Here is a 24,824-nt window from a genome sequence, read left to right on the forward strand (position 1 = left end):
AATTTTACTTTTATTCCACGATTGCGCAAATAAAAGGATTTCCTATCCGATATCCAACCCGTATAATGTCGCTATTATGGCAAAGAAAAAAACGAAACAAAAAGCGGGTAGCAATACTATCGCGCTGAATAAAAAAGCTCGCCACGAGTATTTCATCGATGATGAAATCGAAGCTGGCTTGGAGCTCCAAGGTTGGGAAGTGAAAGCCCTTCGCCAAGGTAAAGCCAATATTTCTGAAAGTTACGTATTTATGCGTGACGGTGAAGCCTTTGTGAGTGGCATGACAATCACTCCTTTAAATCAGGCATCGACACACGTTGTGGCGAACCCCACACGTGTGCGTAAACTACTAATGAGTCGTCGTGAACTAGACAACCTATTCGGACGTGTGAACCGTGAAGGTATGACATTAACGGCGCTCTCTCTGTACTGGTCTCGCTCTTGGGTGAAACTAAAAATTGGCGTAGCAAAAGGTAAAAAGCTGCACGATAAACGTACGGATTTAAAAGAAAAAGACTGGGCAAGAGAGAAAGCACGCGTAATGAAGAGTACACTGCGTTAATCTTGACCACTTAAACGCATAGTACTGGACAGCCAATGCTTTTCTGTTACTATGCGAATATTACCTGGGGCTGATTTAGGATTCGACGGGAATTCAGAAGTCTGAGGTGCATGCCGAGGTGCGGTAGGCCTCGTTAACAAACCGCAAAAAAATAGTCGCAAACGACGAAAACTACGCACTAGCAGCTTAATAACCTGCTCAGAGCTCTCTCGCCCTAGCTTCCGCACGTAAGACGGGGAATAACGAGGGATCAAACCCAAACGCGCTAGCCCGGATTCTCCCGCCTGAGAGATGAACGGCGAATTTTAATTCAGGCTAGTCATTCATTAGCGTGTCGGTTCGCAGGTGGGTGGCGAAATTAAAGATCGACTAAGCATGTAGTACCAATGATGAACGGTTTTCGGACGCGGGTTCAACTCCCGCCAGCTCCACCAAACGTTTGGAAAAGGCCACCTTCGGGTGGCCTTTTTTGTATCTGCTATCCGTACTTATGTTGCAACAGTACACGATCTACTTTTACGATGTTACTTTCTATTAGTGCACGGCTTCTTTTATAGCCTATAGAAAATAAGCAGACGATCTCTAATAATCAACACTTCCAACTTTATAAATATTTTATTCATTAGTAATTTTATGCAGATAATTAAATCTCTTAAAAAATAAAAATGCGAAGCCATTTAGCTTCGCATTTTTATTTGGGTTAAACATGGTTAACAATATTAGAAACGATATTCCACACCTAGCGATGCTTGGTTAAAATCAGTTTTTGTGTTTGCACCATTCGCTACGTTCTCTGCATTCAGTTCTACGTCGTACCACATATATTCTGCGTTAACTAAGAAGTTATCAGTAACTTTAAAACCAACACCGGCACCAGCGAATACACCTTCGTCATCTTTGTTGCCTTGGAAGCCCGCAACGTTGTAATCCGTCGAGTACCACATTTGACCGCCTTTTGCGTAAAGATCGACACGATCAGCAATAGGGGCTGTAACTTTTAGTGCTGCGGTGTAACCGTCCGTTTCGGCATTTGCTAGGTTATTACCATAGCTACCAAAATCAATGTAACCGCCCTCTAACGCTAAGTAAGGGTTAAAACGGTAACCAACCAAACCTTGAATAGCATCGCTGTCATCATCAAAGTCATCTTGTCCATCAACTTTTAAGTAACCATAGTTGGCGCCGACATAAACACCATGATCTTTGGAGTCCGCTGCGTGAGATAAAGTACTAAACGTTGCTAAAGAAAAAAGGCCAATCAAAGTAACAACATTGCTTTTCATTTCGTTCTCCTAATATAAATGCCATTGAAAGTTCGAATTATACAAAGCAAATGCAATGCCAATTTTAATTTAATGAAAAATATTTTCTACTTTATAAAAAATTGACATTATTTTGAAATTAAAACAACAAAACTAAAAGTTATACCGTTTTATTTACCTTGAGAAAACAATATTAGATTTCTGTAAATATTAATGATGTAAAACATTCTATTTTATTTGTAGTTTTTTCAAAAGATAGGAGAAATCAATAAACAAACCCCGATCATCAATTATTTACATACCCATTATATTTAGGATTCTTAATTTTTGGTCTGGATTCTTTATGAACGAGTAAGGAAGGTAATCACACATCGGCTTTTTCTCTCTTTGCTTCAATAGGTAAATCTCCTACTCTGTGAAGAGGCTATCTCCATGGGACTGAAGTATGTTAAAAGGCAGTGAGTACCCTTCTATCCGAGCATTGAGGACGTTTGTCGCGGTTGCAAATTACCTCAGCTTCTCTAAAGCGGCGGATGCCCTATGCATTACACAAAGCGCAGTAAGCAAACAAATTGCCGCGCTTGAACAACTAGTGGGTTTACCTTTAATACAAAGAGGCTCGAATGGTATTGAGTTAACTGAGGAAGGAAAACGCTACCTACCGCAAGTCACAGAAGCACTAGAACTTATTCAGAATGCAACCGCCAACTTAATCCAATCAGATTCAAAGCAAGAATTGCTCACCGTGGATGTTACTCCTTCTTTCGCTAGCCTTTGGTTGGTGCCTCATATTGATGACTTCCACCAGCGACATCCCAATATCCGTGTAAGAATCTGTACCGGAGATGGGAACGTCAAAGGTTCAAGCGGTGAAAGCGACTTGCATATTCGTTGTCTTCCATTGTCCACGCATTATGAATACAGCCACTTACTATGCGAAGAAATACTACTATTGGTCGGTTGTACTAACACTCCTGCACTCAAGAATGTGCACGCTGTTAGCGACTATCCGTTGATAACTCAAAGCACTCGTCCTCAGTTGTGGGAGCAATTTAAGGCTGCACATGCAGTAGAATCAACCGTTACCTATCACTCTGTAGGCTTTGAACATTTTTACTTAGCTTACGAAGCCGTCAAAATGGGAAAAGGACTCGCCTTACTTCCTGATTTTATGGCGCAGAATTCTATTTTAAGAGGGGATATCCAACGTATTCTCAACCTATCTTTACAGAGTGGTTATGGTTATTACGTGATGATCCCAAATTATCGCCTATCGGCTAAGAAAGTGGCGGCGTTTTACGAATGGTTGAAGAGCAAACTAAGCTAATATTGTTTTCTTGAAATGCTTTTGGTAACCCAAAACAACTCAAAGACTTCAGTATCTGTCTGCTCCAAATTGTGGCATTCTCATTAACACTGTTTCAAAAGGATAAATGGATTGAAAGATATGGACAGCAATTCGCCCAAACTCTCATTACGTACCATTGAGCCAACGGATTACCCTGAGCTTGCAGAACTAATGGACTTAGTGTTTCCTGATGTTGGCGGCTCATGGCCACGGCTGACTATTATGGATCTCATTCATCAGTTTCCTGATGGCCAAATCTGTATTGAAGATAACGGCAAAATAGTCGGTGCAGCATTAACCATTAAAGTGGACTACAACCGCTTTTCTCTTCCTCATCTATATACCGACATCATTACCGAAAACAACGTCATACAGAATCAAGTAACCGGTGATGCAATGTATGGTCTCGATGTATTTGTCCACCCGGACTATCGAGGGCTACGTTTGGGTCGACGTTTGTATGATGCGCGTAAAGAGCTTTGCCGTAGTAAGAACTTCAAAGCAATTTTAGCCGGTGGTCGCATTCCTAATTACCACCAATACGCAGATGAACTGAGCGTTGCAGAGTACATCGACAAAGTAAAACGCCGTGAGCTTCATGACCCTATTTTGTCTTTTCAGCTTGCTAACGACTTCGATGTAAAACGAATCATGCGCGGCTACTTACCAGAGGATAGCGCTTCTAAAGGTTACGCGACACTGCTGGAGTGGGATAACTTTTTCTACGAAGAGGATATTCAATCCGTACACGATGTAGAAAAAACACTGATTCGGATTGGTGTCGTCCAGTGGCAAATGCGCGCGATGAATGACCTAGAGGATTTGCTCGATCAGGCTGAGTTCTTCATCTCTTCTCTTGCGAACTATAAAGCCGATTTCGCCCTATTCCCTGAGTTCTTTAACGCACCGCTGATGGGCTTGCAAAACGACAAAAATTCCGTTGAAGCAATCCGCTTTTTGGCTAGCTTTACAGAAGAGATCAAAAACCGTTTCTCGCAGATGGCGGTCACCTACAACATCAACATTATTGCAGGCAGTATGCCCGTTATCGAAGATGGCAAACTGTATAATGTGGCCTACTTGCTGCAACGAGATGGTGAAATTAACGCTCAATATAAAATCCACATCACGCCTCATGAACAAAGAGACTGGGTGATCGACGGTGGTGACAATGTTCAAGTGTTCGAAACCGATGCGGGCAAAGTCGGCATACTGATTTGTTATGACAGCGAATTCCCAGAGTTGGGAAGAATGTTAGCAGAACAAGGCGCACAAATTGTATTCGTTCCTTTCTGGACGGACACAAAAAATGGCTATCAACGAGTACGAATTTGTTCCCAATCGCGTGCCATTGAAAACGAATGCTATGTTGCAATCGGTGGCAGTGTTGGTAACTTACCTCGTGTTGATAACGTGGACATCCAGTACGCACAATCTGCCGTATTCTCACCGTCGGATATCTACTTCCCGCACGATGCGACCTTGACAGAAGCAAGCGCCAACACCGAAATGATGATCTTCGCCGATGTTGATTTGACTAAGTTGAAGCAACTTAATACCGAGGGTTCAGTAACCAACTTACGTCACCGACGCCTTGATTTGTATGGCGCATTTACTAAAGCTAAAGAATCATAATGGTGTGCCTTATTCGCCGCCACACGGGAGCGTGGCGGCGAATAAAACAAGCAGCAGATTGATTCCGCACAATAATCAGAGGCATGTCAGTTTTTCTCAGCGGTGAGAAACAAGAATTGACCCAGTAGGACATTCGGAGTATCACTCCAACTTCGTTCCGCTTTTATTAGGGGAAAGCTTTTGGAACACATTAACGAACTTCTCATGTCAATGAAGCCTTTGCTTGAGCAATACGGCTACTTGGCGCTGATTGTCAGTATATTTCTAGAAGGGATAGGTGTACCGATGCCTGGTCAATCGCTGATGATCGCGGCATCTTTGCTCTCTTCAGAACAAGTCATGAACCTAAGTATGGTTATGATGGTATCGTGGCTAAGCTGCTTTTTTGGGAATACCTGTGGTTACCTAATCGGTTATTACTTTGAAGGCTGGTTGGATAAAAAAGGCTATATCTCTGGCCCGAAGATGCAAACACTTCAACTGACTATCCAGAAATACGGCCCTACGTGCTTGGTCGTCAGTCGCTTTATTGAAGGAATGAAGCAATTTATGCCTCTTGCATGCGGTATCGCGAAAATGCCACGTAGAGAGTTTTTGCTCGGTAACGCCCTCGCGGCGACGGTTTGGGTATTGGTATTCAGCTTGTTAACTCACTTTGCATTTGAACATTTAAGCGTGTTGAGCAACCTGTACACCGAATACAAATACCTGGTATGGGCATTTGCTGCTGTCTTATTTACGTGGATGGTTTTAGGTATTGTTAAACGCAAAAAAGCCAAATCAATGCAATAACGACAGTCCCTTCATTAGTGCACAACTAAAGCTCTTGGTATCAGTGAGATACGTAATACGAGCTTTTATCTTTTTCTTTACGTGCAAAATTTAAACAGCCATTTAGACGTCTAGACGTTGACAATACGTAAATGTGATATTAGTCTGCTCTTCTCTCTTATTATTAACATTGTCGTTTACATGTCCGGTTCCCAACAAACAACTAAAACAGTTGCACCTTCTGCGGTCGCACTGATCCCATTGATTGTATTCCTTGCGCTGTTTATTGGCGTAGGCACTTACTTATCTTTGCAAGGCGTTGAATTTGCCTTCTACCAGCTGCCTGCACCCATCGCGGTATTACCAGCCATCATCATTGCGTTTCTTTTAAGTAAAGAGAAACTTAACCTCTCAATCGAACACTTCATGCGTGGTGTTGGCCACCCAGACATCATCGCAATGTGTATGATCTATCTGCTTGCTGGTGCCTTTGCTGCGGTAGCAAAAGCCTCTGGCGGTGTTGATGCAACGGTGAACCTTGGTTTATCCGCAATTCCAACCAGCATGATTTTGCCGGGCATTTTTCTGATTTCTGCTTTTATCGCAACAGCGATGGGCACTTCGATGGGTACCATCGCAGCCGTTGCCCCCGTAGCGTTGGGGATTGCTGAATCAGCAGGAATGAGCTTACCGTTAACCGCAGGCGTTGTGCTGAGCGGCGCTATGTTTGGTGATAACCTTTCTATCATCTCTGACACCACCATCGCGGCGACACGCTCTCAAGGTTGTGAGATGAAAGACAAGTTTAAAGAGAACATTCGTATTGCTTTGCCTGCGGCGTTGATCGCGATTGCAGTGTTCGCTTTCAACAGTACAGCGACTCAAGTGCCTGCAACTGGCGATATTGAGTGGCTAAAAGTCTTGCCGTACATCACTATTTTGATCCTAGCGGTATCTGGTGTGAATGTGTTTGTGGTTCTGTCGATTGGTATCCTTTTGGCTGGCGGCGTGAGCTTGGCATCGATTGACAATTACGGACTGACTAATCTAGCCCAAGACGTTTATAAAGGCTTTGGTAACATGCAAGAGATCTTCTTGTTGTCCATGCTAATTGGTGGTTTGAGTGAACTGATGCGTCGTCAAGGCGGCCTTGCTTTCCTAACCAATTTCGTTAGCAGCCTTATCCACGCGTTTGGCTCTAGCCACTCTAAGCATGCCAACAGCCGCGCGAGCGAGCTAGGTATCGCTGGCTTGGTGTCGATGGTCAATGGCTGTACGGCGAACAATACAGTCGCAATCATTGTATCGGGCAGCGTTGCGCGCCAGTTGGCGGAAGAGAACAATGTCTCTCCTCGCCGCTCAGCAAGCTTGTTAGACATTTTCTCATGCGTGGTGCAAGGCGTGTTGCCTTACGGCGCTCAAGTGTTGCTGCTAGGTTCCGTATTCAACCTATCGCCAATTGAAGTAGTTGCTAATTCTTACTACTGCTTTGCATTAGCGATAGCGGCTGTTGTCGCGGTATTTATCAAACATCCCGCGCGTCAACCTGTAGTGCAAACTGAGAACTAACGACAAATACCGAAAAGGCTCCGATGGAGCCTTTTTACTTTCTTCTTTATTTTCCTTGCTGCGAACAGATTTACTTCAAAACTGAACGCAAACTTTGCGCACTGTGTAAAGGAATCGCGAAGCAATGCGCCACATCGCGTAGAGCTCCCACCTGAGCCGCGTTACTGATTGCTAATTCGCCTGCCACATCGAAGTGGTTATTCTCAAACCCCACTCTCACATCGAATCCAAGTAACATCGCACTCGCTAAACAGTCTTGCTCTCGCGCGCCAAAAGCACAAATGGCACATCGAATTTCTTCCTCGACAAAACGCGCCAAATTCAAACCTCGTAAATCCCATGGTGAAGACTGCTGAGCTTGGTGATAACGCCCTAACACCACTAATGCATGCTGATGCGTTTTAGGTAACACGCCCGCATCACGCAGTTGGAAATAACGTTCAATGTCGGTTGCATCGTAGAGAATAATTTGGCTCACGATGTTGTTTTCAGCCACCCAATGGAAAAAGGCATGCCCTTCTTTCTCACTTGCGCGATCGGAGATTAACTCCCTCAATGCGAAAGAAGCCGCTTCAGGTTTCACAGCTTTGACTAACGCCCTCTGTTGTGGCGGAGAATATAAACCCACCGCTTCTGTGGTGAGCTGAACCATCATGGTTTCTCCCACCGCTTCTTTCACGGCATGGTAAATTTCCATGTTGTCGTCGATGTCTAATGAATGACGTCCCTTGGCGTCTCTAGCATGCAAATGGATCATGGCAGCTCCTACCGTTTGACAAGCGATAGCCTCTGCAACCAGTTCGTCCGTTGTCATGGGTAAGTTGGCGTGATCATGCTTGGTTTTTCTTGCGCCGTTTGGAGCCACGATAATGGCGATAGGTTCTCGCAAATATTGGTTTGCTACTTCCATGTCTCCGCCACCTCTTTTAACGTCAGTGAGAGTTTGCCGACTAGTTCATCAATATGGTGAGGCTGAACAATGAAAGGCGGTGCGAGCAAAATATGGTGCCCATTAACGCCATCAATCGTTCCGCCCATTGGATAGCACATTAAGCCATTTTCCATTGCTCGCTGTTTGATGCGTTTGTCTGCCAATGTGGCTTTACTCAGAGGCGCCTTGCTTTCTTTATCCGCCACCAACTCAATGCCCAAAAACAAGCCTTTACCACGAATGTCGCCAATGTATGGTAAATGGGCCAATGCAGAAGTAAGCTCTTTACGCAGCAAAACACTTTGCTGATTCACCGCTGTTAATAAATCATCTTGGAAGATGGTTTCAATGGTTGCCACGGCGGCAGCGCACGCCACAGGGTGCGCCATAAAAGTATGACCGTGTTGGAAAAAACCGCTTCCATCAGCAATAGCTTGATAGACTCGATCATTCGCAACCACCGCGCCAATAGGTTGATAACCCGCACCAAGCCCTTTAGCCATGCAAACCAGATCGGGCTCTGCCTCTTCTTGCTCAAACGCAAAAAAACTGCCACTGCGCCCAACGCCACACATGACTTCATCCAAGATCAATAACACATCGTATTGGTCGCATATTTCGCGAATACGTTTGAAGTAACCTTGAGTCGCTGGCACAGCTCCAGCTGTGGCTCCCACAATAGGCTCGGCGACAAAAGCCATGACATTATCAGCCCCCAACTCAAGAATTTTTGCCTCTAGCTCATTCGCCGCTCGCAATGAGTAATCCAATTCCGACTCATGAGTCTGCTGATAACGATAAGCATAGCAAGGGGCAATGTGATGACTCGGATGCAAGATAGGTTTGAACGGTTCACGTCGCCATTCATTACCACCGACCGCCAGAGCCCCCAACGTATTGCCGTGATAACTTTGCTGACGCGCGATGAATTGCTTCTTCTCTGGCTTACCTGATTCCACAAAATACTGCCGCGCCATTTTTAGTGCCGACTCCACCGCTTCTGATCCGCCACTGACTAAATACACATGGTTGAACTGCTCAGGCATATGCTGACAAATCAATTCCGCTAGTCGCTCACTGCTGTCACTAGTAAAAAATCCAGTATGAGCAAACGGCACTCGCTCGATCTGTGCCAACATCGCTTTTTTAACGGCTTGATGACTGTGGCCAAGGTTTGATACCGCAGCACCACCACAGGCATCGAGATACTGCTTTCCATGCTTATCGAATAGATAAACACCTTCACCTCTATCGATGATTGGTAGCGTGGCATGGCAATGACGGTGAAATACGTAAGACATTTGAGTCCCTTCCAATGTGTAATATTTGCACACATCATCAGGAACAACCCCAAACGTGACAAGGGAATAAATTTCACCCTCTATGAGCTTTTGGAATACCACAAACCAAAAGCACCAAAGCCTTTGATATTTAAATAATAAAATAAAAACAGGCCAGCCTTTTTAAAGGCTGGCCTATGGGTAACTAAAAGCTAAAAAAAGAATCGTTTTACGCGTTTAGTGCCTGTTCTAAATCGGCTAGGATATCGTCAATATGCTCAATACCCACAGATAAACGAATCATCTCTGGTGACACACCAGCTTGTTTTTGTTCTGCTTCGCTCAACTGACGATGAGTCGTCGATGCTGGATGGCAAGCCAATGATTTTGCATCGCCAATGTTCACCAAACGCTTAAAGATTTTCAGAGCATCATAAAAGCGCACACCTGCTTCATAGCCGTCTTTTAAACCAAACGACAAAATCGCAGAAGGCTTACCTTTCATGTATTTTTCGGCGAGATGGAAGTGATCAGAACTTGGCAATCCGGCATAACTTACCCAGCTGACTTTGTCATTCTGTTCCAAGAACTCAGCCACTTTGAGAGTGTTCTCGGTATGGCGTTCCATACGCAGCGGTAACGTTTCTAGCCCTTGCATAAGCATAAATGCATTCATCGGTGATAATGCCGATCCGGTATTACGCAATGGTACGGTACGCGCGCGCCCGATAAATGCCGCCTCACCAAACGCTTCGGTATACACCACGCCGTGGTAAGAAGGTTCTGGTTGGTTGAAAACGGAAAAGCGGTCTTTGTGCTGCGCCCAAGGGAATTTACCGGAATCCACAATCACGCCACCCAATGTGGTGCCATGCCCACCAACGTACTTAGTGAGGGAGTGAACGACGATATCCGCACCGAACTCGATGGGTTTGCACAGCACTGGCGTCGCGACGGTGTTATCCACAATCACAGGTACGCCTTGTGCGTGAGCAAGCTCCGCTACGCGTTCTAAATCAATGATATTACCGGCTGGGTTACCAATGCTCTCGCAGTACACCGCTTTGGTATTTTCATCAATTAACTCAGCCAAACTTTCTGGTTTGTCATCTTTGGCAAACTTCACCTGAATCCCCTGATTTGGCAACATGTGCGCAAACAAGGTGTAAGTACCGCCATAAAGTTGCGGCGTAGAAACGATGTTATCGCCCGCTTGTGCTAACGTCAGAATCGCATAGTTAATCGCTGCACTCCCCGCACTCACAACCAATCCTGCAATACCGCCCTCTAATGCTGCCATGCGTTTTTCCAGCACGTCATTAGTCGGATTCATGATGCGAGTGTAGATATTCCCCGGCACTTCCAAGTTAAACAGATCAGCGCCGTGCTGCGCGTTATCAAACTCGTACGCAACCGTTTGATAAATCGGTGTCGCGACAGATTTAGTAGTAGGGTCAGTTTCGTAACCAAAATGGATGGATAGCGTTTCGTCTTTCATGTTCTTCCTTGAGCGTCATCGAGATAAATCGTGGACTTATCATGCCGACTTTTTAACCACAGAACCTCGTTATGGGTCACATTGCCCAAGTCCAGAATCGTTTATGAAATGGAAAAATGTAACATTTTTGATATTCATCGACGGTTATAACGTGCGCTTGATTGAAAGTCTTTAATCTAGTTGATAATCCTCCTTCAATATGAACTAAAGTGAATTTAACCTATTGCGTTCTCAAACTCATTGAGACTGGGGCTCAATAGGCAAAAACCTTACTCTGTATGGAGATGACCGATGAACAAAAACTGGATCCCTATTGCCCTCTCTGGGCTTGCTTTAACGGGGTGTTTTTCTGAAGAAGCGAAAGAAGCAGAAGCCGTCGCCGAGCCGCTAAAAGTAACCGCCGCAGACAAAATTTATTATGGTGGCGATATCCTAACCATGGCTAGCGATAAGCCAGAGTACGCCGAAGCCGTCGCGACATTAGGCGAGAAAATCATTTATGTCGGCAGCAAAGATGGAGCGATGGAACACAAGTTCGGTAAAACACAGTTGGTCGACTTAAAAGGCAAAACCATGTTGCCTGGCTTTGTTGATCCGCACAGTCATGTGTATGGCGTTGGTCTACAAGCCATGGTCGCAAATGTGCTGCCATCTCCTGATGGCGAAGCCGATACCGTGGCGAAAATCATAGAAACTCTAAAAAATTCCGCGAACAATGACACGCAACGCCTATTCATTGAGAAAACCGGGTGGATTTTAGGTTTTGGTTACGACGACGCCCAACTGGATTACTACCCTACCAAAGCCGATCTCGATAAAGTCAGCACAGATAAGCCTGTATTAATCATCCATACTTCGGGGCATTTGAGTGTCGCGAACAGTAAAGCGTTAGAGCTAGCAGGCATCACAGCAGAATCGGAAGATCCAAAAGGTGGTATTATCCGCCGAATGGAAAACAGCCAAGAACCCAATGGGGTCCTAGAAGAAAACGCGCACTTTGCAATGCTGTTCAACCTCAATAAGTTGATTGATTCTGAACTTCAAGATCGCATGTTAGAAGCGTCGCAAAGTATGTACGCGAAATATGGCTATACCACGGCTCAAGAAGGACGAGCAACATCAGAAGGTTATGAAGCGATGAAACGCGCGTCGAAAAACGACAAGCTGATGATCGATTTGGTTGCGTACGCCGATATGGTATCGAGCAGTGATTTTATGGACTCGGAATACAACACGCCAGAGTACACAAACCATTTCCGCATCGGTGGCGTAAAGCTGAACTTTGATGGCTCTCCACAAGGTAAAACGGCATGGCTAAGTCAGCCTTACTTCCACCCGCCACATGGACAAGATAAAGACTACGCTGGCTACCCAACCTTTGAAGATCAACAAGCTTACGATTACGTAGAAACGGCCTTTAAAAATGAATGGCAAGTGCTGACGCATGCCAATGGTGACGCTGCGATAGAGCAATTTATCAACGCAGTGACCAAAGCAAATGAAAAGCTAGGAAAACAAGACCGCCGACCTGTACTCATTCACGGCCAAACCATGCGCCAAGACCAAGTGGATCGCTTAGCTGCGCAAGGCATCTTCCCTTCTCTATTCCCAATGCATACTTTTTATTGGGGTGACTGGCATGTGGACTCGGTACTCGGCCACCCTCGTGCCGATTTCATTTCACCAACTCAAGCGGTGAGAAAAGCAGGATTAAAGTTCAGTACTCACCATGACGCACCTGTGGCGCTGCCAAGTTCATTCCGAGTATTGGATGCGACCGTCAATCGCACCACCAGAACCGATAAAGTACTGGGTGCAGATCAGCGAGTTGACACGTACACCGCGCTGCAAGCCATGACCATTTGGCCGGCTTACCAACACTTTGAGGAGTCGTATAAAGGTTCTATCGAAGTAGGTAAGAATGCGGATTTAATCATCCTCGATAACAACCCGATGAAGATTGAACCTAAGGCGCTAAAAGACCTAAACGTGGAAGAAACAATCAGCAGAGGTCAATCGGTTTATCAACGACAGTAATCCAAAATAAAACACCGCCGCTATCGAGGCGGTGTTTTCTATCTGACTCACCAAGCACTTTATCTATTTGCTCGCCACTTGCTGTAATAACCAAGTACGAAACTTGTTTGTGGACTGGCTTCGTGTGTTCATGATCAAGTAGTACCCTGCATTGGCTGGAACCGGCTGAAAGGGAGAGACTAAACGCTCCGTCGTCAATTCATCCTCAATCAGTGCCATTCGTGCCATTGCAATCCCAACTCCTGCTTCCGCCGCAGACATCGCCATATCCGTTCGATTGAAAAAGTGTCCAACATCGGTTTTAAAATCCAATCCCATTGCTGACGCCCAATATAGCCACTCATAGTCACGCGTCGCTTTTTCCCATGGCATCGCATCGTGTAGTAGCGTCGCCTCCTGCCATTGCTTCACTGACATTGAGGATTCTTGTTCATCAAAAGGCGCTTTTAGCCAACCATGATCCTCAAGGTACTTCGGACTCATTACGGGCAGCAGTTGCTCATCCAAAATCAACTCCGCGTTAGCATTTCGGTAAGGATGAAGACCATAGTCTATCGCGACGTCATAATCTTTTATCTCACTATTCACTAACGCCCCTTCCGCGAAGATTTGCACTTGGATATCCGGGTTCTCGTGATGAAAACTTTCCAGCTTTGGGACTAACCATTTAAAAGCAAAAGAAGGCGTTAATTTTAAGCGGATCTCATTGGTGTGCTTTTCTACTTTGAGCTCATCAAGCAGTTTGCTCAGCTCAGAAAAGTGAAACTGCGTTGCTTGGTGTAACTGAGTGCCTTTAGCGGTTAAACGAATACCGCGGGAATGGCGTTCAAATAAAGTAAAACCTAATAACTCTTCCAAATGAATAATTTGTTGGCTCACGGCTCCCGTAGTGAGGTGCAAAAACTTAGCCGCGCCAGTAAAGCTGCTGTGTTCCGCGACTTGGCTAAACAGACACAAGCCACTTATTAAATTACTTCTCATCCTTGAGCCTATATTTTTTCTAAACGCTGTATGTAATTTATATCGATTGTTAACAAAAGGTAAAGAAAAGAAACTAACCACTCAGATAAATGTGTGGAGTACATCAATGGAAGTCATCGTATTAGGCAGCGGCGTCATCGGCTTAACCTCTGCTTGGTATTTATCTCAAGCTGGCTATCAAGTTACTGTTATTGACCGTCAACCAAGCAGTGCAATGGAAACAAGTTTCGCCAATGCTGGGCAGATCTCGTACGGCTATTCTTCTCCTTGGGCTGCGCCTGGTGTTCCTGTTAAAGCCATAAAGTGGTTAATGGAAGAGCATGCTCCACTCAAAATCAAACCAACCCTCAATGCCGATATGATCAGTTGGGCAAGTAAGATGGTGGCCAACTGCACCCTGTCTCGCTACCAAGTCAACAAAGCTCGCATGCTTTCGATAGCTAACCACAGCCGCATGTGTCTGGAACAATTACGTCAAGAACATGCCATTGAATATCAAGGTCGCCAGTTCGGCACCTTGCAAGTATTTCGAACGCCTCAACAGCTGCAAGCCATTGAAAAGGATATGCAGCTTCTAGAGCAAAGCGGGACTCGGTTTGAGTTGATGGACGTAGAACGCTGCATTGAACAAGAACCTGGACTGGATCTTGTGAAAGATAAACTGGTTGGTGGCTTGCATCTGCCAGATGACGAAACAGGCGATTGCTATCAGTTTTGCCAACAACTAACAGAGCTCGCTAAGGCCCATGGCGTGAGGTTCGAGTTCGACACCGAAGTAAGCAATTGGGTTACAGTAGGCAAAAAGATCATAGGTGTCCAAACGAATCGAGGACAGTTTAAAGCGGACCAATATGTGGTTGCCTCTGGCAGCTATTCTACAGCGCTACTCAAGCAACTCGACATTGAGATTCCTGTCTATCCAGTAAAAGGCTATTCGCTCACCATCCCAATGGAAGATGAGCACTTCTCTCCTCGCTCTACTGTGATGGATGAAACCTATAAAGTCGCCATGACTCGGTTTGATGACAGAATTCGCGTAGCGGGCACCGCAGAATTAGCAGGGTTTGATGCCTCCCTTCCGCAAAAACGAAAAAATACCATCGAAATGGTCATCCGTGATCTTTTCCCTCGCTGCGGCGACTTTAGCCAAGCCGAGTTTTGGAGTGGCTTTAGACCAATGACGCCTGATGGCACACCGATTATCGGCGCGACCAAATACGATAACCTTTTTACTAACACCGGACACGGCACTCTGGGTTGGACTATGGCTTGTGGTTCTGGCCACTTGCTAGCGAGCATTATGGTTGGTGAAAAAGCGAAAGTGATGGATGACACAGAGCTTAACCTTTGCCGTTATGCATAAGGGCATATCTGCATAAAAAACAAACAGGCCTTTACTCCACAAAATGCATAATATTTGGCATTTTCAACTCATCAAATATGCAGCACATTTTAATGACAATGTGCTGCATATTTAATCACCAGACAAATCTTCTACCCCAAAGGAGCAAATAAGCAACAAGAACTAAATTTTAACAATCACTCTCTATTCTGTGTTCACCATCACGCTACAAAGGATTTATAGCCAAAAAAGTTAACAATTGCATTACATAAAGGGTAATGTATTGTGTGAAAAACAACCACAAACACAACTAACAGGGAAAATACTCATGCAGTCATTAGTTGATTTTCTGAATGGAATTATTTGGAGCCCGGTACTGATCTATTTGTGCCTTGGTGCAGGTTTGTTCTATTCAATCATGACGCGTTTTGTACAAATTCGTCACTTCTTTGAGATGTGGCGCTTATTACTTTCAGGGAAGAGTTCAACAAAAGGGATATCATCATTTCAGGCACTTGCCGTTTCACTATCTGGCCGTGTAGGTACAGGTAACATTGCTGGTGTTGCTGCCGCTATCGGTTTTGGTGGACCAGGCGCCGTATTCTGGATGTGGGTCGTTGCCTTCTTTGGTGCAGCAACCGCATACGCAGAGTCGACACTTGCACAAATCTATAAAGAAGAAGACGAAGGTGAATTCCGTGGTGGTCCTGCTTACTACATTGAAAAAGCAATGGGACAAAAATGGTACGCTTGGATCTTCGCTATCGCAACCATCTTTGCATGTGGTGTTCTACTTCCAGGCGTTCAATCGAACAGCATCGGTAACGCAGTAGAAGCAGCATTTGGCTCAGGTGACATGATTGAAACCGCTATTGGTACCTTCAGTTTTGCTAAAATTTTCACTGGTACGGTTGTCTGTGTCATTCTGGCCTTCATCATCTTCGGTGGCGTAAAACGTATTGCGAACTTTACCCAAATCGTTGTGCCATTTATGGCGCTGGCTTACATCATCACTGCATTTGTCATCATCCTTCTAAACATTGGTGAGGTTCCACGCATTTTCGGCATGATCATTGGTGACGCGTTCACACCAATGGCAGGTGTTGGTGCGGCAATCGGTTGGGGTGTAAAACGTGGCGTTTACTCCAACGAAGCAGGTCAAGGTACAGGTCCTCACGCTGCAGCTGCAGCGAGTGTTGATCACCCAGCTCAGCAAGGTCTTGTTCAATCTTTCTCTATTTACATCGATACACTACTTGTGTGTTCAGCAACCGCGTTTATGATTCTTATCACTGGCGCGTACAACGTAAATGGTGCAGTTGAAGGTACGTTCCTAATTCAAAACCTACCAGCTGATATTGGTGCGAATGGTCCTGTATTTACGCAAATGGCGATCGAAAGTGCACTACCTGGCGTGGGTAAGCCATTCATCGCAATCGCACTCTTCTTCTTTGCGTTTACGACCATTCTGGCTTACTACTACATTGCAGAAACGAACATTGCTTACATTCGTCGTACATTCAAAGTAAATGGGCTGATGTTTATTTTGAAAGTCATCATTATTTCATCCGTGTTCTACGGAACCGTGAAAACCGCCAACTTAGCCTGGGCGATGGGTGATGTAGGTGTAGGTCTAATGGCATGGCTTAACATCGTCGGTATTTTGATCATCTTCTTTATGTCGAAACCAGCTCTCAAAGCATTGAACGATTACGAAGAACAACAAAAACGTGGTGTGACCGACTTTACATTCAACCCTGTAGCGCTAGGCATTAAAGGCGCAGATTACTGGGAAGATAAGTACAAGCGTAAAACGGGTAAGGCACCAACGGCAGACAACAGTACTACAGAAACTGTAGAACAACCATCAACATAGCCTTAACGCATAAACAAGAAAAAGCAGTGGTCCGTTTAAGGGCATAAAAAAGGGGATTAACCATTGGTTAATCCCCTTTTCTGCATTATGTGTAAAGGATTAAGCAGCGACAGCTTCAACTTTACGAGCGATTTTTGCTTTACCTACAGGTAGAACTTCACGACCAAATTCGTTGTTTAGTACCTGCGCCATTGCGAAGTAAATTGCACTTGCGCCACAGAAGATACCTTCGAAGCCAGCGATAGCACCGATCACTTCGCTACCAGTGAAATCACGAGCAGCAAGCAAGAAGAACAGGATAGTTAGAGAACCAAATACCACTTGCTTCGCTGTTGGGTAGCATAGAGAACCAATGAACATGAAACCAGTGAAGATGCCCCAAAGCGCTAGGTACCAACCCATAAAGCTTGCAGGGCTTGCAGGAAGACCCATGTGAGGCATTACGATTAGACCAACCAATGTTAGCCAAAATAGACCGTAAGAAGTAAACGCAGTTGTGCCGAACGTGTCACCGCGTTTAAAGCACATGATGCCAACGATTACTTGGCTAAGGCCACCGTAAAAGATGCCCATCGCTAGAATCATAGAGTCAATTGGGAAAAATCCTGCATTATGAATATTAAGCAGAATAGTGGTCATACCGAAACCCATTAGACCTAGCGGTGCTGGGTTAGCCAGTTTTGTCGACATGTACAAATACCTTTTTTCAAAAATGTTGATAAAAAATGCGCGCGAATTTTAATGGGCGCCAGAACAAAAGAGAAAAACTGTTATTGAAAACTTAGATTCCATAAATAAGCAACCGCTCAAATAAAAAAAGACCCCGCTAAAAAGCAGAGTCTTTATAGATGGTTAGACTATTTTTCAATCAACTACAGGCAAGAGATCTCGTCCCAGAACCAGTTACTTTGCGTTGGGCTTTCCCACACACCTGGACCATTTTTCGCAACAAAACATTTGTTTTGGTACGTCACTTTATCGCCGTTAGCGACTTGCGTTACGCCCGGCTCCCACTGAATAAAATTACCTGTCACTGGTGGTTCTGGCTCGGTTACTGGTGGCTCAGGTTCTGTGACGGGCGGTTCTGGCTCAGTCACCGGCGGTTCAGGTTCCGTTGTTGGCGGCTCTGTCGGAGTGCCTGAGACCAACTTCCACGGGTCACCTTGCGTGGGTTCATTACCTTGTGACCACCATTTCGCTTCATAAACAGCACCTTGGTAAGAGACTTGATCACCTGTGTTATACACTTTACCTGCATCCCAAGCCGCCACGCCACCTACAGGTGGATCGACCGGATCAACAGGGTCTAGTTTTTCAACCACACGAACTTCTGGCCACCCCGCATGAGATTGGTAAAAGTTAGTTACACACTTCTCATAATCACCCGCAACTAGCGCAGAGTAAGCCGTTTGGAAACCAACCAGCTCACATTCAAATGAGTGACCTCCCGGACGATCTGAGTAGTATTTCCAGTTACCATCCCAGTTGGTGTAAAGCACGTCTGTCGCACCATTTAGGTTCAGACTGCCGTAAGGCGTCTGCTGCCAACAAGTGTTTGTTTCATCAGCTTCAATTGGAATTTGATAATGGGCGGCAAGACCTTCCCAATAACGAATACGGTTAACAGGTTGACCTTTATCCTTGTTTTGCTCACCACACTCAATACCACCATTGATCACGTTGATGGTGGTACCAAAGCCGTAACCAATGCCAGCATCAAGCTCACGCTGTGAAGGCACCCAAGTACGGTCAATCACATGCAGCATTGCAGGTTTCGGTGCTTGTGGAGTTAGGAAGAACCAGATAGCCGATGCCAAGTTCAGCCATGAATCCGCAACCAAGCCTGGATTTTTTAGCAATACAGATGCATCACCATCAAACATCACTTCAGAGAACGCGCCATAGTTAAAATGGTAAGAAAGCTGTTTAGCACCACGTCCAAAGTAACCTTGTCCTGGTTCACATGGCCAACGCTTATTTTGCCAGTCATTCTGACCACAACCTGTCGTGTAACCTTCTTGACCTTCTGACCAGCCCATTTCACGCACATGAACCAAAGCTTGCTGCCACTCTTCCAATCCAAGAGGGTTATCCGATACGTTATCAATCGAAATATGACCACCAGTTTCCTGCGCAAAGTGAGCAAAGGTAGTCACGATCGATTTTTTACAAATCGCATCCGAATCTCGACCATCCGTGTACTCACCACAGAATGCTGGGAACTTACCAATTGCACGTAGGAAACGCGTGTAAGTGTATTCAGGTGCCGCCATTTGAGTCAGGAAATCCCACTCACTTTCAGGGAACACACGCTCTACACGCTTCACGTTTTCTGGATTGGTTGCCGCTCCAGGAACAATCGCCTCCACCACTGAGTTCGGGCGCGTCTCTAATGCTTGTGACCAAATGGCATACATAGGGTCAGAGGTTTTGCTTTGCTCTACGGCTTGAACGTCACCACGAGCAATGACATAACCGTTTGGATTCTGCGGATCGGGCTGGATATTCATACTCGCATTCGCTTGTGCAGCTAGGACACAACTCAATGCAAGAGGAAGATGTTTGAGTGCAAACATGTCTAGTCTCCGGATTTTAACAATACAATATACAAGGAATAACTAGACATATAGTGGATCATATATACAAAACGCCGAGCTAAGTGCGTTGATTCTGCGAGACAAAATGAATAAATAAGTCCTCGCACACATTTTGTCACAAGAAAAATGTTACCTTGACTCAAAAGAAAAGCGGAGACCCAATGAGCCTCCGCTTTATGATATTTCTATCTTTATTGTTCTGCCGAAACCACGTCTAGCTGCGCGGTTGATTTTTGTTTAGACAACACAAAATAAACCACACACTGGGCAACAATGGCGGCAAGCACAATCACTGGCGAAGCGTTGATTCCAGCTAAAAGGAAACACCCTAATGCAATCATTCCATTGAGTAATGCGTAAGGTAACTGAGTTCGGAAGTGCTCATACTGCTCACACCCAGCTCCTGTTGACGACAAAATCGTAGTTTCAGAGATTGGCGAACAGTGATCGCCAAACAGGCCACCAGATAACACCGCACCAATACAAACTAACAAAGGAGCATCAATCGCGACGGCCGTTGGGATCACCAATGGCATCATGATGGCAAACGTCCCCCAAGATGATCCCGTAGCGAACGAGATAATACCAGCAAGCAAAAAGGCGACTGCTGGCAATAGCCAATACGGGAAACCGGCTTGAGCTTGTTCAGCAATGTATGCAGCTGCACCTAATTCTTTCCCAACCGAGCTAAGTGCCCAAGCCAATACCAAAATCACGGCTACAGACATCATGTTCGACATCCCTTTTAGGTAAACCTGAATGCCATCAGAGAGTTTTCTTACGCCATAAAACGCCATCAGCGCAATCAAAGTAAAGGCTGCGAAGAAATATGCCGAAGAAAGTGCAGCCCTGAACGTTGAGCCTGCTACTTTTTGAAATGGAAAACCGTGTGGTACGAGGATGGTACATAAAACCACCAGCATAACGAGCAAAGGTGCCCATACAAAACTAGATTTTGCATTTTTATGCGTAAACACATTCATGGACTCCTGCACTTTCCCAAAGTCGGAGCCCTGCTCTGCTAACTGCTCAGCCTGCGCCATCGGTCCGAAATCTAATTTGAAGAAAGAGACAATCGGCACAATCGCGATCGCAAGAAAGGCGTAAAACTGATACGGGATCGCGCCAATGAAAGCATCCCAGTCACTCATACTGACATTCAAGGCAGTAAACTCTTTTTGAATCAATCCCATGATGTAAACGCCCCACCCGATAAAAGGAATCAAGATTGCGACGGGAGAGGAAGTAGAATCGATAATAAAAGCTAATTTTTGGCGTGATACTTTTAACTTATCAAATAAAGGGCGAAAAACAGGACCAACAATCAACGGTGTACCAAGGTCTGAGAAGAAAATAACCACACCACCGAACCATGCGGACAGTTGAGCTTGGCACTTACTCGCCACCCATTGAGTGACCTTTTTAGCAAAAGCAACACCACCACCAGACTTTTCCATCAGCGCAACGAAACCACCAATGAACACTAATAATAAAATCACACCAGCATTGTAGCTATCGGTAAGTTGCGGCAGTAGATAGCTTTTCATCAACGCACTAAACGAGTCTAGTGGTCCTTGTTCGACAAATGTCCCTTCAAGCATAGCGACACCACTCACCACACCGGCGAATAAACCAACAACGACATTTCTTGTGGTCAGCGCGAGGAAAAGAGTAATAAGGATGGGAATGAGAGAGGTAACGTCAGCCTGTTCCATAGCAATACCATTTATAATAACCAAACAATTAAAGTGAATATATATTTAATTTAACCGCATGTATATATCTCCTATAAAAAAGTTGAGTCCCCTCTTCACAAATTTGAAGTACAAAAAAACCAGCCCGGAGGCTGGTTCTTATAAACTCAACAGTCTAGAGGAAAATTATTCCCACTCGATTGTCGCTGGTGGCTTACCTGAAATATCGTAAACAACACGTGAGATGCCATCAACTTCGTTGATAATACGGTTAGATACCTTACCTAGGAAGTCGTATGGTAGATGCGCCCAGTGTGCCGTCATAAAGTCGATGGTTTCTACTGCACGCAGTGATACAACCCAGTCGTATTTACGGCCATCGCCCATTACACCTACAGAGCGAACTGGTAGGAATACCGTGAACGCTTGAGATACTTTGTCATATAGGTCTGCAGCGTGAAGCTCTTCAATGAAGATAGCATCAGCACGACGTAGCAAGTCACAGTATTCTTTCTTGATTTCACCAAGAACACGAACACCTAGACCAGGACCTGGAAATGGGTGTCGGTAAAGCATGTTATAAGGCAGGCCTAGCTCTAGACCAATCTTACGTACTTCATCTTTGAACAGCTCACGTAGTGGCTCAACAAGACCCATTTCCATTTCATCTGGTAGACCGCCCACGTTGTGGTGCGATTTGATCACGTGCGCTTTACCAGTCTTAGATGCCGCAGACTCGATTACATCAGGGTAAATCGTACCTTGAGCTAGCCATTTCGCGTTTTTCAGCTTCTTAGACTCTTCATCGAATACATCTACGAATACGTGACCGATAGTCTTACGCTTCTCTTCTGGGTCAGACTTGCCTTTCAGAGCTTCAAGGAAACGATCTTCTGCATCAACTTTGATGATGTTTAGGCCGAACTTATCGCCAAACATATCCATCACTTGTTGACCTTCATTTAAACGAAGTAGACCGTTATCGACAAATACACACGTTAGCTTGTCGCCAATTGCGCGGTGCACCAGCATCGCAACAACAGATGAATCCACACCACCAGATAAGCCTAGGATAACTTCGTCGTCACCCACTTGCTCTTTAATGCGAGCAACCGCGTCTTCGATGATAGATTCCGATGTCCATAGACGCTCACAGCCACATACGCCAAGAACAAAGTTCTCAAGCATTTGTAGGCCACCTTTTGTGTGTGTCACTTCTGGGTGGAACTGAACGCCGTAGTATTTCTTCTCTTCGTTCGCCATCGCAGCATAAGGACAAGTGTCTGTCTCACCAACTTTTACGAAATCGGCTGGGATCTCTACTACTTTGTCGCCGTGGCTCATCCAAACGTCTTGAGTTGCTTCAAGATCTTTAAATAGGGCACATTCACCAGAAACTTTAACCTGAGCGTAGCCAAACTCACGTTCGTTAGAGCCTGCTACTTTGCCACCTAGTTGTTCCGCCATAGTTTGCATGCCGTAACATACGCCAAGTAAAGGAACACCAGAGTCAAATACATATTGAGGCGCGCGTGGAGAGTTCTCTTCCGTTACGCTTTCTGGACCGCCAGATAGGATAATGCCATCTGGGTTGAATTCGCGAATATCCGCTTCTTCTACATCCCAGCTCCATAGTTCACAGTAAACGCCGATTTCACGTACGCGGCGTGCTACTAATTGAGTGTACTGAGAACCGAAGTCCAAGATCAGAATACGTTGGTCATGGATATTTTTAGTCATTTTGAGCAGTCTTTTTAAGGCTAAGTGATTAAAACCGAGGCGAGTGTACTCGCCTCTTCTTAATGCTTCAAGGAAAAAGCAAACGTTTCCGTTAGGTAATTAGTTCCCTAGACGGTAGTTCGGTGCTTCCTTAGTAATTTGAACATCGTGTACATGAGACTCTTGCATACCAGCACCAGAGATACGTACAAATTCAGCTTTCGTACGCATATCTTCGATAGTTGCAGAACCAGTTAGACCCATGCTTGAACGTAGACCACCCATTTGTTGGTGTACGATCTCTTTTAGACGGCCTTTGTATGCGATACGACCTTCGATACCTTCTGGTACTAGCTTGTCCGCTGCGTTGTCAGACTGGAAGTAACGGTCAGAAGAACCTTGAGACATTGCACCAAGAGAACCCATGCCACGGTAAGACTTGTAAGAACGGCCGTTGTATAGAATCACTTCACCCGGCGCTTCTTCAGTACCTGCAAACATAGAACCAACCATCACACATGATGCGCCCGCTACGATTGCTTTACAGATATCACCAGAGAAACGGATACCACCGTCAGCGATAACTGGAATACCATAATCATTAGCCACTTCTGCCGCATCTGCGATTGCAGTGATTTGTGGAACCCCCACACCCGTTACAATACGAGTTGTACAGATAGAACCAGGGCCGATACCAACTTTCACTGCGCTTACGCCAGCTTCGATTAGCGCTTTAGCACCAGCACCTGTTGCTACGTTACCACCGATGATGTCTAGATCTGGGTAAGCAGCACGTGTTTCACGAATGCGGCTTAGAACACCTTCAGAATGACCGTGTGAAGAGTCGATAAGTAGAACGTCAACGCCAGCTTCAACTAGTGCAGCAACTCGCTCTTCGTTACCAGCACCAGCACCAACTGCTGCGCCAACACGTAGGCGACCACGCTCATCTTTACATGCGTTTGGTTTACGTTCTGCTTTGTGGAAGTCTTTCGCAGTAATCATACCGGTTAGTTGGAACTCATCATTCACAACCAATACTTTCTCTACGCGAGCTTCGTGCATTTTCTCTTGCACTTCTTCTCGTGTTGCACCTTCTTTAACTGCTGCCAACTTCTCTTTTGGCGTCATTACTGAAGATACTTTCTTAGAAAGGTCCGTCACAAAACGAACGTCACGACCAGTGATAATACCAACAAGCTCATTGCTCTCAGTGACAACAGGGAAACCTGCAAAACCATGCTTTTCAGTGAGTGCAACAACATCAGCGATGGTCGCGTCAGGGTTTACAGTAACCGCGTCAGTTACCATACCAGCTTCGAACTTCTTAACTTTACGAACTTCGGCTGCCTGCTGCTCAATAGACATGTTCTTGTGGATAAAGCCAATGCCACCCTCTTGCGCTAGCGCAATCGCTAGACGAGCTTCAGTAACAGTGTCCATAGACGCTGAAATCATTGGGATGTTTAGGGTGATGTTCTTAGTTAGCTGAGTGCGAAGATCAGCTGTGTTTGGGAGAACGGTGGAGTGTGCTGGCACAAGTAGTACGTCATCGAATGTCAGCGCTTCTTTGGCAATTCTTAGCATTTGCAATATCTCACAATTAGAGGAGTAAAAAGAACAATCCAATCTCATCGTTTCGCATAATGAGGGTAACCTGTGTTAGCAACAAGCTACATTTGGATTAGATATTGCGGAGGGATTATACGGTTAACGCAATCG

18 protein-coding genes and 1 other RNA gene are annotated in these 24,824 nt (G+C 45.3%); 9 read left to right on the plus strand and 10 right to left on the minus strand.

Annotated features, from left to right (window positions below):
* Positions 1–76 precede the first annotated feature (76 nt).
* Positions 77–562: an SsrA-binding protein SmpB gene (gene smpB, locus FKN08_RS16265; RefSeq protein WP_005391476.1), complete on the plus strand. Its 486-nt coding sequence runs from the start codon at positions 77–79 to the stop codon at positions 560–562.
* A 66-nt stretch (positions 563–628) separates the two neighbouring features.
* Positions 629–996, plus strand: a transfer-messenger RNA (tmRNA) gene (ssrA, locus tag FKN08_RS16270).
* 285 nt (positions 997–1,281) lie between these two features.
* Here ssrA and FKN08_RS16275 read toward each other — a convergent pair.
* Complete coding sequence (locus tag FKN08_RS16275) at positions 1,282–1,845, minus strand: porin family protein (RefSeq protein ID WP_005391484.1); 564 nt, start codon at positions 1,843–1,845, stop codon at positions 1,282–1,284.
* A 424-nt stretch (positions 1,846–2,269) separates the two neighbouring features.
* Between FKN08_RS16275 and FKN08_RS16280 the strand changes: the two genes are divergently transcribed.
* The 4 genes from FKN08_RS16280 to FKN08_RS16295 all read left to right on the plus strand — a co-directional run bounded on the left by FKN08_RS16280 (position 2,270) and on the right by FKN08_RS16295 (position 7,147).
* Complete coding sequence (locus FKN08_RS16280; RefSeq protein WP_170892531.1) at positions 2,270–3,151, plus strand: LysR family transcriptional regulator; 882 nt, start codon at positions 2,270–2,272, stop codon at positions 3,149–3,151.
* 120 nt (positions 3,152–3,271) lie between these two features.
* Complete coding sequence (locus FKN08_RS16285; RefSeq protein ID WP_005391488.1) at positions 3,272–4,807, plus strand: bifunctional GNAT family N-acetyltransferase/carbon-nitrogen hydrolase family protein; 1,536 nt, start codon at positions 3,272–3,274, stop codon at positions 4,805–4,807.
* 204 nt (positions 4,808–5,011) lie between these two features.
* Positions 5,012–5,599: a DedA family protein gene (locus FKN08_RS16290; RefSeq protein ID WP_005391489.1), complete on the plus strand. Its 588-nt coding sequence runs from the start codon at positions 5,012–5,014 to the stop codon at positions 5,597–5,599.
* A gap of 180 nt (positions 5,600–5,779) precedes the next feature.
* On the plus strand, positions 5,780–7,147 hold the full coding sequence (locus FKN08_RS16295; RefSeq protein WP_170892532.1) for a Na+/H+ antiporter NhaC family protein: 1,368 nt from the start codon (positions 5,780–5,782) through the stop codon (positions 7,145–7,147).
* Positions 7,148–7,217: 70 nt separating this feature from the next.
* On the opposite strand, the gene FKN08_RS16300 is transcribed toward FKN08_RS16295, so the two are convergent.
* From FKN08_RS16300 to FKN08_RS16310, 3 genes are all read right to left on the minus strand, one after another.
* A complete protein-coding gene (locus FKN08_RS16300) occupies positions 7,218–8,057 on the minus strand; it encodes a 3-keto-5-aminohexanoate cleavage protein (RefSeq protein ID WP_170892533.1) in 840 nt (279 codons plus the stop codon).
* Positions 8,048–9,379, minus strand: a complete 1,332-nt coding sequence (locus FKN08_RS16305; protein ID WP_170892534.1) for an aspartate aminotransferase family protein — start codon at positions 9,377–9,379, stop codon at positions 8,048–8,050. The genes FKN08_RS16300 and FKN08_RS16305 overlap by 10 nt, the downstream gene beginning before the upstream one ends.
* Before the next feature lie 208 nt (positions 9,380–9,587).
* Complete coding sequence (locus FKN08_RS16310; RefSeq protein ID WP_170892535.1) at positions 9,588–10,856, minus strand: O-acetylhomoserine aminocarboxypropyltransferase/cysteine synthase; 1,269 nt, start codon at positions 10,854–10,856, stop codon at positions 9,588–9,590.
* Positions 10,857–11,147: 291 nt separating this feature from the next.
* On the opposite strand from FKN08_RS16310, the gene FKN08_RS16315 reads away from it, so the two are divergent.
* Entirely contained in the window at positions 11,148–12,893 is a 1,746-nt protein-coding gene (locus FKN08_RS16315) for an amidohydrolase (RefSeq protein ID WP_170892536.1), read from the plus strand.
* 63 nt (positions 12,894–12,956) lie between these two features.
* Here FKN08_RS16315 and FKN08_RS16320 read toward each other — a convergent pair whose 3' ends face one another.
* The gene (locus FKN08_RS16320) at positions 12,957–13,874 is read right to left on the minus strand and encodes a LysR substrate-binding domain-containing protein (RefSeq protein ID WP_170892537.1); all 918 of its coding nucleotides are present in this window, start codon (positions 13,872–13,874) and stop codon (positions 12,957–12,959) included.
* 106 nt (positions 13,875–13,980) lie between these two features.
* Between FKN08_RS16320 and FKN08_RS16325 the strand changes: the two genes are divergently transcribed.
* Together FKN08_RS16325 and FKN08_RS16330 are read left to right on the plus strand one after the other, a co-directional pair.
* Positions 13,981–15,237 carry a D-amino acid dehydrogenase gene (locus tag FKN08_RS16325; protein ID WP_170892538.1) on the plus strand — a complete coding sequence of 419 codons (1,257 nt, stop codon included), beginning with the start codon at positions 13,981–13,983 and terminating at the stop codon, positions 15,235–15,237.
* 307 nt (positions 15,238–15,544) lie between these two features.
* Positions 15,545–17,092: an alanine/glycine:cation symporter family protein gene (locus FKN08_RS16330; RefSeq protein WP_012842106.1), complete on the plus strand. Its 1,548-nt coding sequence runs from the start codon at positions 15,545–15,547 to the stop codon at positions 17,090–17,092.
* Between the two features lie 99 nt (positions 17,093–17,191).
* On the opposite strand, the gene FKN08_RS16335 is transcribed toward FKN08_RS16330, so the two are convergent.
* The 5 genes from FKN08_RS16335 to guaB all read right to left on the minus strand — a co-directional run bounded on the left by FKN08_RS16335 (position 17,192) and on the right by guaB (position 24,689).
* Entirely contained in the window at positions 17,192–17,782 is a 591-nt protein-coding gene (locus FKN08_RS16335; RefSeq protein WP_005391518.1) for a GPR1/FUN34/YaaH family transporter, read from the minus strand.
* A 182-nt stretch (positions 17,783–17,964) separates the two neighbouring features.
* Complete coding sequence (locus tag FKN08_RS16340) at positions 17,965–19,668, minus strand: chitinase (RefSeq protein ID WP_170892539.1); 1,704 nt, start codon at positions 19,666–19,668, stop codon at positions 17,965–17,967.
* Positions 19,669–19,880: 212 nt separating this feature from the next.
* Positions 19,881–21,404, minus strand: a complete 1,524-nt coding sequence (locus FKN08_RS16345) for a Na+/H+ antiporter NhaC family protein (RefSeq protein ID WP_170892540.1) — start codon at positions 21,402–21,404, stop codon at positions 19,881–19,883.
* Positions 21,405–21,569: 165 nt separating this feature from the next.
* Entirely contained in the window at positions 21,570–23,123 is a 1,554-nt protein-coding gene (gene guaA / locus FKN08_RS16350; protein WP_005391523.1) for a glutamine-hydrolyzing GMP synthase, read from the minus strand.
* 99 nt (positions 23,124–23,222) lie between these two features.
* Positions 23,223–24,689, minus strand: coding sequence for an IMP dehydrogenase (gene guaB, locus FKN08_RS16355; protein WP_005391524.1), 1,467 nt, complete (start codon positions 24,687–24,689; stop codon positions 23,223–23,225).
* Positions 24,690–24,824 lie beyond the last annotated feature (135 nt).

The sequence above is a fragment of the Vibrio sp. 1-2 (7-a) genome, from assembly GCF_013048515.1.
GTDB lineage: Bacteria > Pseudomonadota > Gammaproteobacteria > Enterobacterales > Vibrionaceae > Vibrio > Vibrio diabolicus.